Here is a 13,571-nt window from a genome sequence, read left to right on the forward strand (position 1 = left end):
AAAACAGCTTACACTGGGTGCTAGATGTCTCAATGAAAGAAGATAGTTGCCAGATTTACCAACATCATGGGGCAGAAAATTGGGCCATGCTTAGGCAAATATCACTCAATATGCTTAGGGCAGAACCTTCTAAGGGAAGCATTCCGGCGAAACAGAAAAGAGCTTGGATGAAACCTGAATATCTAGAATCGGTTTTATTAGCAGGATTGCAGTTGGGCGAATTTTAAACATTCATGCGGTTGCCCTGGTCAGTCAACACCTACTAAGTTAACCATGGGCATACAAGTAACCTTAAGTAGAATAATTAACTCATTGCTGATTTAAAACTTCTTTATAAATTGAGCTAAATATCAGACCACTTAACTCCTACCCAAGTAATAAACCTAATCCATTCTATAACTTCATATTGCAATAGAGTCTAAATTAGTTAATCAGCAACATAAACAAAACTACCTTAAGCGCTAGCGACTTATTACTTAATCATTTTACGATTTATAAAAACCGTAAAACCGCAAGAAAAAATCAAAGACCAAAACAAAAAACTCACTAGCTTTAAAAAATAACAACAAACAAAGAAAACTACTATTTGACATCACAAAATTTAAAATAAACTATTAGCAAACCAATAAAGCTTAAGTTATATTTAGCAAGAATAAAAACACCATTAATTTGCCTCTTAATGACTTTGTAATAACTTATTTTTGGCCTAGTGCTCTTGCACAAAAATGATAATAGCTGACTTTACCAACATGACATTCCATACATTCTGCCCATGTTATGGCGTTCATGTTGAATGTTCAAACGATCCCAAAGGAGATAACACATTTAATAACTTTAAAAGCTCAATAAATTAAAGCGTTATAAATAAAGATAAATTTATCTAAATAACAAAAGCTTATATTTTTACAATTAAAATAAGACACTTATTTAAGGACAAATCATGTTAAAAAAACTTCTAACGCCTATGCTGGCCATTTTCCTTCTACTCTCAGGTTGTGCCACAGTACCAATGGCTTCACAAGAGGAAGATGCAAAGCTTAAGACATTCCAGAAGCCAGCTGACAATAAAACAGGGATTTATATATACCGCAATAGTTTTGCGGGTCAGGCTCTAAAGAAAAATATCTATATTAATGGTGAGATGATTGGCGAATCTGCTAATAAAGTCTACTTCTACAAGGAAGTCGAACCAGGTGAGCAAACACTTTCTACCGAATCAGAATTCAGTGAAAATAATTTAAAACTATCGACAGAAGGTGGTAAAAACTACTTTATCGAGCAATATATAAAAATAGGTGTTTTTGTTGGCGGTGCGGGGTTGCAGTCAGTAACTGACGGTGAAGGCATGAAGAATGTTAAAGAATGTAAACTTGCCAAATAGTTTATAGCTAATTTGTGCTTTTATAAAAATTCAGCTGTAACAATATAGCTTATGCAGTTGTATCTTTAATAATCACAACTTTTAAAAAGTTCTAGAAAACAAAAAACCAGCCAAATGGCTGGTTTTTATGGTGCATTTTATCACTATGATTGTCAGCTAATGAGTAAACCTTTTACTGTTTAGCCAATTCCCACTCATTCATCGTCGATAAAATGACTAACCGAAATATCTTGTTCGACTGCATTACGCCTGTGGGCGCATAGCAGGGAACAGGATCACGTCACGGATAGTATGAGCATTAGTGAATAACATCACTAAACGGTCGATACCAATACCTTGACCTGCCGTTGGTGGCAAACCGTGTTCCAGTGCAGTGATATAGTCTGCATCGTAGAACATAGCTTCATCGTCGCCAGCATCTTTCGCGTCAACCTGCGCTTTAAAGCGGTTGTCTTGGTCTTCAGCATCGTTCAGCTCGCTAAAGCCGTTAGCCACTTCGCGGCCACCGATGAAGAATTCGAAACGGTCAGTGATGAAATGGTTGTCATCGTTACGACGTGCCAGTGGTGAAATGTCCGCAGGGTAGCCAGTGATGAAGGTCGGTTGCATCAATTGCCATTCAGCTGTTTCACCGAAGATTTCTTCAAGTAGCTGACCACAAGTCCAGAACTTCTCAATCTTCATGCCTAAGCTTTTCGCCAAATCGCGCATGAATTCAACATCTTTCACTTGCTCATAGGTCATAGCTTGGATAGTCGCGTTATCAGGATTGTACTTCTGAATCGCTTCTAACATGCTTAAACGTGCGTATGGGCCGCCGAAATCAACTGTGTGCTCGCCGTATGGCATTTGCGCACTGCCGAGCAGTTCGATAGCAATCGAGCTGAGCATTTCTTCGGTTAAGTCCATCAGATCTTTGTAGTCTGCATAAGCCATATAGAATTCCATCATAGTGAATTCTGGGTTATGACGTGGCGACAGACCTTCGTTACGGAAGTTACGGTTGATTTCGAACACACGCTCAAAACCACCGACGACTAAACGCTTCAAGTATAATTCTGGCGCGATACGCAGATACATTGGCATGTCTAAGGCGTTGTGATGAGTGATAAAAGGACGCGCCGAAGCACCACCTGGGATCACGTGCATCATAGGGGTTTCAACTTCCATGAACTCTTTTTTGATCATGAAGTTACGGATTGCAGAAACCACTTTAGAACGCATGATGAAGGCATTGCGCGAATCTTCGTTAACGATGAGATCCACGTAACGTTGACGATAGCGCATTTCTTGATCGGCTAGACCATAATAATCCGCAGGCAATGGACGCAGGGCCTTGGTCAGTAGCTCGTACTGTTCCATGTTGACATATAAGTCGCCTTTGCCAGACAAATGCAGCTGACCGGTTACACCTATGATGTCACCGATATCCAGACCTTGAAAACGCTCTTTCAAATCAGCTTGTACGCTTTTTTCAGCGTAAGCTTGAATACGGCCAGACACGTCTTGGATCACTAAGAAAGGGCCACGCTTTGCCATGATGCGGCCAGCAATGCTGGTCTTAAAACCTAAGGCTTCGAGTTCTTCTTTAGTGTTTTGACCATACTGTGCTTGTAATTCAGCCGCTTTATGGGTGCGACGGAAGGTATTTGGATGGGCATTAGCACTACAATTTGGGCGGATGCTTTCTAGCTTGGCACGGCGCTCGGCGATCAGTTTGTTCTCATCAATTACTTGTTCAGTCATCTTATTTCTCGTCTATACCTTGAATTAATTACAGCCCAGATTTCAAACTGGCTTCGATAAACTTATCCAGATCGCCATCGAGTACCGCTTGAGTATTGCGGGTTTCAACGCCTGTGCGTAAGTCTTTAATGCGGGCATCGTCTAATACATAAGAGCGAATTTGACTGCCCCAGCCGATATCAGACTTAGCGTCTTCTGCGGCCTGTTTGTCGGCATTTTGCTTGAGCATTTCTAACTCAAACAGTTTTGCTTTCAGCTGCTTCATCGCAGCATCTTTATTTTTATGCTGTGAACGGTCGTTCTGGCACTGCACGACTGTGTTAGTCGGTAAGTGGGTAATACGAATCGCCGATTCCGTTTTGTTAACGTGCTGACCACCCGCGCCCGATGCACGATAAGTGTCAATACGTAGATCCGATGGGTTGATATCAATCGTGATATCGTCATCGATTTCTGGATAAACGAACACAGAGCAGAATGATGTATGACGACGACCCGATGAATCGAATGGCGACTTACGTACTAAACGGTGCACGCCAGTCTCAGTGCGTAACCAACCGAACGCATATTCGCCAGTAAACTTAATGGTCGCGCCTTTAATACCGGCCACGTCACCATCGGTTACTTCCATCAACTCAGGGCTAAAGCCATGGGCTTCGCCCCAACGTAGGTACATACGCAGCACCATGTTGGCCCAATCTTGGGCTTCGGTACCACCACTACCAGACTGAATGTCTAAATAACAGTTTGACGCATCTTGCGGGCCGGAGAACATACGACGGAATTCAAGATCGGCAAGGCGGCTTTCGAGATAATCCAGCTCTTTACTGGTTTCATTGAAGGTATCTTCGTCTTCCTCTTCAATAGCCAGCTCGAGTAAGCCTTCAACATCTTCAAGACCTGAGTCCATATCGTCTATGGTTTTGACCACAGCTTCTAGGCTGGCGCGCTCTTTGCCTAAGGCTTGGGCGCGCTCTGGGTCGTTCCACACTTCTGAACTTTCAAGCTCACGAGTAACTTCTTCTAGACGCTCATTTTTGGCATCGTAGTCAAAGATACCCCCTAAGAAGCTCCGTGCGCTCGGCAAGCTCCTTAATTTTGAATTTTACTGGATTAACTTCAAACATGAGTTTTCAACTTTCTTTATTTGGCCGCTTTAATTGATCTTCCACTAAAAGGGGCGGTGATTAACAGTATTTGCAACCGCGCATTTTAACCTAACCAGACTGGTAAACCTAGGGGTGCACTGTTCATTAAATGGGATAACAAGGATTATTTTCCAAGCTAAAAGACCACAGCACTAAAGCCGAGACTAACAAAAAGCAATGAGTTAAGACTGTGATCTTACTTAAATTTAGCCAAGAATTTAGCCAAGATAGTGCTATGCGCGAGGCCAATGGCTGACACACAAGCGCTCTCCTGCCTAAAAAATCCCCATAATATCAAAGGAAACACAACTAAAAAGGCCTGATAACGCCAACCCCATCACGACTAAACTAGAACAAACATTCATCAGCGCACAGTCTGAGCGGGTTTGTGATTCAAGCTGCAATTTTGCAGCAAACTTCACTCGCCCATAAGCGTCTTCTAAAGCTGTCTAGGTATACTCGAAACAACCTAAGCCTGCAGCCCCGCGCTATAGCAGCTAAGCACCCTACATATAAAAAGGCCATGGGATGATAGAACTTCAAATTGATGACCAAGTGTTGTCGGTTAATCCGACCGATAACCTACTGCAAGTGGCGCATGCTGCTGGCATAGCAATACCCAGCTTATGTGATCCCAGCGCAGCCTCGCAGCAATTAGGCATTCACGAACATGCAGACAAGCAAGCATGCAATTTGTGTGTCGTCCAAATTGAGAATTCCGACGCGAGTTTGCGCTGCGTACGCGCCTGTGAAACGTCCGCCACCGTCGGCATGCGAGTCATAACTCAGTCTGAATTCTTAAGCCAAAAACGCAAACAAGCGCTGACCGAAATCTTGAGCGATCATTTTGCTGATTGCGAAGCCCCCTGCCAACAAGCATGCCCAGCGGGCGTCGATGTGCAGAGTTACCTGTATCACATAGCCCAAGGCAACCATACTGAAGCCGTTAAAGTCATTAAACAAACTTTGCCGCTGCCACTCTCCATTGGCCGTGTTTGCCCTGCTTTTTGTGAAGCACAATGTCGCCGCGGACTCGTCGATGAGCCCATTGCCATACGCCAATTAAAACGCCACGCCGCCGATCTCGACTTAGCAGATGGCGAAAATGGGGGCATGAGTTATGTGCCGCCACGCCAAACCGACACGGGCAAAAAAGTTGCCATTATCGGTGCGGGTCCAGCTGGGTTAAGTGCCGGATATTACTTATCAAACCAAGGTCATAGCGTAGAGGTATTCGAATCTATGCCACAGGCGGGTGGTTGGCTACGTTATGGTATTCCTGAGTATCGTTTACCTAAGGCGATACTAGACAAGGAGATCGCACTCCTGTGCCGCAATGGCTTAACCATACACACAGAAACACGTCTCGGTCACGAGATACATTTAAATCAATTAGTTGAAGATTTTGATGCCGTCTGTCTCGCCATTGGCGCCCAAAAAGCTGTGCCTATGGATTATCCCGGCAGCACACTCTCGGGTTGCTACTTAGGTGTCGATTACTTAAAAGATCATTGTCTCGACAAGACACTCGTACTGGGCAAAAAAGTCGCTGTCATTGGTGGTGGCAATACCGCTATTGATTGCGCCCGCACAGCAGTGCGTGAAGGCTGCGATGTCACCCTAATTTACCGTCGCACCCGCGCCGAAATGCCCGCCGAAGCTTACGAGGTACATGAGGCCGAAGTCGAAGGGGTGAAGTTTCATTTTTTAACCAATCCGCTTGAAAACCATAGCGATGTGCAAGGTAGAGTCCATTCAGTCACCTTCGCTAAGATGGCACTCGGCGAAGCCGATGCCTCTGGCAGACGCGCTCCCGTTGATACCGGTGAAACCTTTACTCAAGATTTCGACACTGTGATAGCCGCAGTATCACAAACTCCCGATATGAGTTTTATGCAAGATCCCGCGAGCCACTTAAGCAATGGTGAACTCGCTCTCAGCCGCTGGAATACCTTTATTGGCTGCGAGCACACTATGTCGTCCGGGGTTGAAAAACTCTTTGTGGTGGGGGATGCACGCCGCGGCCCTGCTACCGCAGTCGCCGCGATAGGCGACGGCAATAAAGCCGCAATTGCCATAGATAAATTGCTCAAACAAGGCCTAAGTTGCAAGCTGCATGCCACTGAATTTAATTCATCAAAAGCAGTCGGTAACACAATAAAACAAGGCTTGCCAACTGCCGAACTCTACCCCTCTGTCGCACGTAAAGCCCGTTTAACCATGCCCGAATTGAACGCGGTGCAGCGTCTACTCAATTACGGCGAAGTCGAGCTAGGTTTTGCTCCCGATGCCGCCATGCAAGAAGCGGCGCGATGCCTCGAATGCGCCTGCCAAGCTAATACGGATTGTAAATTAAGGGACTATGCGACCGACTACCATGTCGAACCTAAGTCACTCAACACTCAAAGCGCGCGTAAGTTTTCGGTCGACAAATCGAGTCCGTTCATTCAATTTGATGCAAATCGTTGTATTAGCTGCGGTAAGTGCGTCGATGTGTGCCAGTTGCAGAGTGGCCATTGTGCGATTCAATTTGCCCATGATTCCTATCAAGCGCTGCCGCAAGACATAAGTGAAACCGCAACGCGCCGAGCACCGAGAGTCGGCTTTAACGCCAGCATGGCCGACAGCAAATGTGTGCAATGCGGCAACTGTGTGCAGGTTTGCCCAACGGGTGCACTCGTCGATGCGCGGGATAAACGCCAAGGCGATGAAATGCCACTCAAAACCGCATCAACGATTTGTACCTATTGCGGCGTAGGCTGTCGGCTTGACCTTAAAATCGATACCAGCACGAATCAGATCCGTCATATCGAGGGCAATAAAGAGTCTGTGGTAAACCAAGGCATGTTGTGTGTGAAAGGCCGGTTTGGTTTCGATTTTATTCACAGTGAAAAACGCCTCACCACGCCACTCATTCGTAAAAATGGCCAGCTCACGCCAAGTAGTTGGCCTGAAGCCATCGCCTATGTGGCCGAAAATTTACAGCGAATAAAACAGCAACATGGCAGCAATGCACTGGCAAGTTTGGCCTCGGCAAAAGCCACTAATGAAGAAAACTTCCTCCTGCAAAAATTTGTCAGAAGCATACTCGGCACCAATAACATCGACCATTGCGCCCGTCTGTGCCATTCATCCACAGTCACTGGGCTACAGCAAAGTATCGGTAGTGGTGCCATGACCAATGACATTCCGAGCATTCAAGCATCGGATGTGATTTTTATCATAGGCTCAGACACCAGCAGTGCTCACCCGATCATCGCCTCGAAAATTAAGCAAGCCGTGGCTTTGCATGGCGCAAGATTAATGGTGGCCGACCCTAAACGTGTCGCCATTGCCGACAGTGCACAGCTTTATGTCGCCCACAGACCCGGCACAGACGTCATGCTACTCAATGCGATTATGGCAGAAATTATCCGCAACGACTGGCAGGATAAAAGCTACATTGCCGCGCGCACCGAAGGCGTGGATGCTCTCTATGCTGAACTCAAAAAAGTAGATTACAGCCTAGATAATGCAGCCTTAATAACAGGCGTTAAAGCCGAAGATATCGCCCGCATCGCCCAAACCATAGGAACGGCCGACAAAACCGCAGTCTACTATGCCATGGGCATTACCCAGCACACGACGGGACACGACAATGTCACCGCCATATCTAATCTACAACTTCTATGCGGCAATATTGGAGTTGAAGGTGCGGGGATTAACCCGCTGCGGGGACAAAGTAATGTGCAAGGTGCCTGTGATATGGGCGCACTGCCTAACTTCTTCAGTGGTTACCAAAAAGTCACCGACATTCATGCCAGAATGCGTTTCGAGGCACATTGGCAAACGCCGTTATCGGGGGAGATTGGCGTGACCGCAACCCATATGATGCATGATATTTCCAAAGGGAAAATCAAGGCTTTATATGTGATGGGCGAAAACCCCGTATTAAGCGACCCAGATCAAGCCCATGTGCTTAGGGCGCTTAATGCAATCGACTTTTTAGTGGTGCAGGACATCTTCCTCACCGAAACCGCCGAGCTTGCCGACGTGGTTCTGCCCGCCGCGGCCTTTGTCGAAAAACGCGGTCATTTCACTAATACTGAACGACGAGTGCAGCGACTCGAACAGGCCCTGCTACCGCCAGGTGAAGCCCTGCCCGATTGGCAAATTGTCCAAACCATTGCCAATGCGATGGGTGCCGCTTGGGATTACCCTAATGAAGAAGCTATTTGGCAGGAAATCAATGAGCTGACACCACAATATCGCGGCATTACTTGGCAGCGATTAAGCACTGGAGTTGACGATAAAATTCCCCAAGGTATTCAATGGCCTTGCCCTGATGAAGCTCATCCAGGTACTCCCATTATGCACCAAGGCCAATTCACCCGCGGTTTAGGCAAGTTTACGCCAGTGAGTTATCGCCTACCCGCAGAAATGCCCTGCAGTGAGTACCCGCTCACTCTGTCGACCGGACGTTTACTGGAACAGTTCCACACAGGCACCTTAACCCGTAAAACGGCTGGACTCGACTTACTCGGCTCGCCTAAAGTAATGATTTCAGTCTACGATGCCGAGCAACTCGGCATAGGCAATGGCGATAAAATCAAACTCACAACCCGTCGCGGTGAAATTGAAATCGACGCCTTTGTGACGAAAAGAGCCCAAGCTGGCGTGCTATTCCTGCCCTTCCACTTTGTGGAAGCTGCGGCGAATAAACTTACCATCAATGCGCTCGATCCTGTCGCTTTTATCCCTGAATATAAGGTCTGCTCGGTAAGGGTTGAGCGGGTTGCCGAGAAAATTGATTAGAATGAACTGACTAGGCTGGATTGACTAAAGTAAATGGATTAAGTGCTCTTCAAAAAGATAAATAAGCCAAATAAAACGGGAGACCTTAAGTCTCCCGTTTTAATCAAGATTGCTGCAATTAAATCTTAAACTGGCCCACTAACTTGCCCAAGTTAATGCCTTCTTCCGAGACTGTCATACTGATCCTAGCGGCATCTTCGCTGGAATGAAGCAGCTCGTTTACAATCTCTTGGATGGCATACACGTTACGGTTAATTTCTTCGGTTACTGAGCTTTGCTCTGTCGCCGCGGCCGCAATTTGGGTACTCATATCATTAATCGCCGTTACCGCTGAAGTGACTGAGCCTAAACTATCGGAAATCGTACGAGAAGAATCCACCGAACGTACACAGCTTTGCTGACTCTCTTCCATGGCTTTCACGGCTTGGGTCACTAGCTTATGCAGTGCCGATAACATCTCGTTGATTTCTAACGTGCTGGCTTGAGTTCGACTGGCTAAATTACGCACCTCGTCGGCGACCACAGCAAATCCACGACCCTGTTCACCAGCACGGGCCGCTTCGATGGCGGCGTTCAATGCCAATAGGTTAGTTTGCTCGGCAATACCGCCAATGACAGAAAGCACGCTGTTGATCTTCTGTGATTGCTCGCTGAGTGATTTTATACTGCCTGCCGCATTGTTAATTTGCGACATTAAAGACGCAATCTCCTCAAGCGAAGCATCAACACAACGCTGTGCATTCGCCACATCACCAGTAGCAGCGTGAGTCGCTTCGGCTACTTGAGTGGTATTCTTAGCCACTTCGTTCGCAGTGGAGGACATCTCAGTGATTGCAGTCACCACCTGATCGGTTTCATTGTTATGACTCACCAACTGGCTCGACATGACTTTAGTTTGATCATGAATCGCATTGGCTGCCGTTTTTACTTTAGCCGTCGCAGTCGCAACATCGCCGATAATATGCTGAAGTTTATCGACAAAGAGGTTAAAGGAGCGCCCAAGTTGGGCAATTTCGTCTTCACCTTTTACGGTAAGTCGTTTGGTTAAATCCCCTTCGCCCTTAGCAATATCATTTAAGTTATCGGCCATATTCTTGATTGGCACGACCATACGGTGGGCGGCAATCATAATGATAAAGCCAGTAATACCCGTAAGGAAAAGCGCTATCAGCAAAATCGCGAAGGATTTTTCAGTCATTTGCTCAGTCACTGTCTCACGATAATCTTCAACAACAGCTTCAATATCATCGATATATGCCCCAGTACCTAACATCCAGTCAGTACCAGGGATCATCATGGCGTAACTGATTTTTTCAATCTGTTCATTAGTATTAGGTTTTTGATAGTAATAGGAGAAACTACCATCGCCACGTTTAGCGGCATCGAGCAGACCGACGATAATTTTAGTGCCGCGAGGATCTGTCATATCCATTTTATTTTGCCCCTCTAAACTCGGTATTAGGGCATGAAAAATATTTTTCCCTTGAGAGTCATACATGAAGAAATAACCCGCACTGCCAAAACGTATGTCTCTTAGCGCTTGATTCACATTCCCTTGTTCTTTTAACGATAATTGGTAATTCACTATACCAGCGGCAATTTCGGTAGCTTCTTTGATTTGTTGTTTACGTTCACCGACGAGCTTAGATCTAAAGGTAACCACCTCATCGGCAAGCGCATCTTGCTCAACATAATAAGAAACCGACATCAACACCAATAATGCGAGGATCAAAGGAAACAGCGACAGCAATAATAATTTATTGCGCAAACTCAACTTAGACATACTTGAATGCTCCAAAGGATTACAACTTGTATCTTCGGAGTATAGCTAAGATTGTTGTATTTCTATGCGCTTAAAGTAACAAAATCTTAATCTTGCTCAATAAACATTCGATTAATAACGACTCAGTTCAAAGCATATTAAGCAGCACACCACATACACTAAAGCCTAATACCAGTTGTAGCATGGGTGGTTTAAATAACTTTAATGCACCAAAACCGAGCAATACCAAGGCCATATCTTTACCTGAGAATACCGCCTGAGAAAACACGGGTTGATAAAGTGCTGCGGCAAGTAAGCCAACAACACAAGCATTCACTCCCGCTATCGCGCCAGCAATTTTTGGTCTTGCGGCAATCGCATGCCAACTTTTCAACCCCACCAGCATGAGTAAAAAACCGGGTAAGAAAATGGCTGCGGTTGCGATGCAAGCCCCCATGAAGGGCTTATCTAACATCACTTCAGCGCCTAAAAAGGTCGCAAAGGTAAACATAGGTCCTGGCACTGCTTGGGCAAAGGCATAACCTGTCAGAAAACGATCGCCACCTATGGTATCACCCACCGCAGTTTCCAACAGAGGTAGTACAACATGACCACCACCAAATACTAAGCTCCCTACGCGATAAAACTCACCGAAGATCCAAGCTTCAGAGCCTAAATCCACGATAAAAAAACTGCCGATGAGTAACACAAAAAAGAGCAGTAAATATATATAATTCAATTTGATAGGTGCAAGCGGAGCAGTGTCATCTTGCGTCGCACTCAATTTATATATACCGATAGTCGCAGCGCCGAGTAGCAGCAGGATTTGCGTCCACATCGATGGCGCAATCAAAATTGCCGCAGCACTAACTAACATTAATAGGCGTGCGGATTTGCGTTGGCAGAACTGTTTAAACATGGCGAGAACGGCATCGGCAACCACAACGACGGCCATTAATTTAAGCCCATAAATCATCCCTTGAACATAATGATTGGCGAGCCATGCCGACGTTGTTACCGCCAGTAAGTACATCAAAATAAAGGAAGGTAGTGTAAAACCAGCAAAAGCAGCAAGCGCGCCAACAAGCCCGCCTCTTTGATAACCAATGGCGAGGCCCACTTGGCTCGACCCTGGCCCCGGCATAAATTGGCTTAAGGCAACCAGACTGGCGTAACGCTTATCATCGAGCCAACCGAGTTCATTTACGAAGGTCTGGCGAAAATAACCAATGTGCGCCGCAGGCCCGCCAAAACTCATCAAGCCCAAGGTAAAAAAGCGTAGGAAAATCTGTAGCATAAATCGCCGCCCATCAATGCATAAAGTGCTAAAGATTATGCCACTAAAAAGACACTTTGATGAAGTTTCACGCGAGCAGCGCAGATAAAAGTATTGCAAAGACTCCACATGGTAGAGTCCTTAAGATAGTTTGAGCGGATTTCAAGAATCGTAAAACGAATAAGTACAAATGCTTAGTGATAAATTGATGAGCTAAAAAATTAATCCTTCACCAACATGACTAGTACTTCGAAGTGATCCGTGTGGGGGAATAAATCAAATAGCTGCACTTTGGTTAAGTGATAGCCTTGAATATGTTCGAGATCTTTCGCTAAGGTTTGCGGATTACAGCTTGAATAGAGAATGGCCTTAGGGGCAAACTCGCTTAATGACTGGCATAAAGCCTCGCCAATACCGCGCCTCGGCGGATTAACTATGATCAAATCCGGCTTATCGGCAGCGCTTTTACCCTTAGCAAAGTCGGTGGAATCGAGCGCCATAAATTGCACGTTTTCGAGCCCCATCATCTGCGCTGACATTTGCGCGCAGGCAATCGCTTCAGCTTCAATTTCAATCCCTGTGAGGGTAATGTCTTTGGATGCACAGTGCAGTCCGAAACCGCCTACACCACAGAAGAGATCCCATAACGAATGAGGTGAAAACTCGGCAACCCATTCACGGGCCGTTTGATATAACTGCGCCGCAACGTGTGGATTGGTTTGGAAAAAGCTCTTAGGCCGAATGAACAAAGGCACATGATTAAAACGTTCTTCAAGCCTAGTATTCTCAGTTAAAAAAATCTCTTCATCACCCTCAAGTATTGCCATATGAACCGGTTGGATATTGACTGACACCACTTTTATTTGCGGATATTCAGCTAATAATGCAGGTAATTCACGTTCGATACGTTCGATACTATTGGTGGACCGCAGTACAAACCGCAGTAGATATTCACCACGCACTTGACTGCGGGTCAGCAGAATAAATTTAAGTTCACCCTTGGCTCTATCTACCCGATAAGGAGGAAGTCCAGCCTGCTGCACAAAGCGTGTTAAGCGATGTAATAAATCTTGCATATCAGATGGATATAAAAGGCAGTCACAAAGATCTACCGCCTCGCCACTTGGGCTCATAATCCCCAGCACAGGCGCATGGGCGGCGCCTAAGGCTACCATTTTAGCTTTATTACGAAAGCCGCTGTCCTCGCCAATTACCGGCGGCTGAAAAATATCGGGTAAATTAGCTGGGATAAAAGGCGCGAGTAGTTGCTGTAAAGTTTGAGTCTTAACCGCCACTTGCTGCACCATAGGCTGTTGTATATGCCGGCAAGAAAGGCACTGACCTTGGTTAAAATAACCACATTGCTTGGCGGTATTTACAATAGCAACATTCACGGCAGATCCTAGATATCAGTAAAAAAGCGCCACACTGTAGCGGTTTTACAGGTAAAAATCACCTTGAAGC

At 45.8% G+C, this 13,571-nt stretch carries 8 protein-coding genes; 3 read left to right on the forward strand and 5 right to left on the reverse strand.

What is annotated here, in order from left to right; genetic code table 11:
- Both L5M29_RS08980 and L5M29_RS08985 read left to right on the forward strand, forming a co-directional pair.
- Positions 1-227 (forward strand): transposase (locus L5M29_RS08980; protein WP_411569022.1); only part of this gene is annotated, 227 nt, incomplete at its 5' end.
- A gap of 713 nt (positions 228-940) precedes the next feature.
- Positions 941-1,381, forward strand: a complete 441-nt coding sequence (locus tag L5M29_RS08985) for a DUF2846 domain-containing protein (protein WP_105250059.1) — start codon at positions 941-943, stop codon at positions 1,379-1,381.
- A gap of 243 nt (positions 1,382-1,624) precedes the next feature.
- Here the strand turns inward: L5M29_RS08985 and lysS are convergent, their stop codons facing one another.
- On the reverse strand, positions 1,625-3,127 hold the full coding sequence (gene lysS, locus L5M29_RS08990; RefSeq protein ID WP_263167416.1) for a lysine--tRNA ligase: 1,503 nt from the start codon (positions 3,125-3,127) through the stop codon (positions 1,625-1,627).
- A gap of 28 nt (positions 3,128-3,155) precedes the next feature.
- Positions 3,156-4,254, reverse strand: a protein-coding gene (gene prfB / locus L5M29_RS08995; RefSeq protein ID WP_168824900.1) for a peptide chain release factor 2 whose coding sequence is annotated in 2 segments (ribosomal slippage) — positions 3,156-4,178 and positions 4,180-4,254 — 1,098 coding nt in all. Because the reading frame shifts where the segments join, the coding sequence is not laid out codon by codon here.
- A 549-nt stretch (positions 4,255-4,803) separates the two neighbouring features.
- Between prfB and fdhF the strand changes: the two genes are divergently transcribed.
- Positions 4,804-9,069, forward strand: coding sequence for a formate dehydrogenase subunit alpha (fdhF, locus tag L5M29_RS09000; RefSeq protein WP_263167419.1), 4,266 nt, complete (start codon positions 4,804-4,806; stop codon positions 9,067-9,069).
- A 118-nt stretch (positions 9,070-9,187) separates the two neighbouring features.
- On the opposite strand, the gene L5M29_RS09005 is transcribed toward fdhF, so the two are convergent.
- The 3 genes from L5M29_RS09005 to rlmC form a co-directional block, all read right to left on the reverse strand.
- A complete protein-coding gene (locus tag L5M29_RS09005; RefSeq protein ID WP_263167422.1) occupies positions 9,188-10,852 on the reverse strand; it encodes a methyl-accepting chemotaxis protein in 1,665 nt (554 codons plus the stop codon).
- A 127-nt stretch (positions 10,853-10,979) separates the two neighbouring features.
- Complete coding sequence (gene chrA / locus L5M29_RS09010; protein ID WP_263167424.1) at positions 10,980-12,128, reverse strand: chromate efflux transporter; 1,149 nt, start codon at positions 12,126-12,128, stop codon at positions 10,980-10,982.
- Positions 12,129-12,328: 200 nt separating this feature from the next.
- A complete protein-coding gene (gene rlmC, locus L5M29_RS09015; RefSeq protein WP_263167428.1) occupies positions 12,329-13,501 on the reverse strand; it encodes a 23S rRNA (uracil(747)-C(5))-methyltransferase RlmC in 1,173 nt (390 codons plus the stop codon).
- Between the last annotated feature and the right edge of the window lie 70 nt (positions 13,502-13,571).

The organism is Shewanella sp. SM95 (genome assembly GCF_025653595.1).
In the GTDB taxonomy this organism is placed as follows: Bacteria; Pseudomonadota; Gammaproteobacteria; order Enterobacterales; family Shewanellaceae; genus Shewanella; species Shewanella oncorhynchi.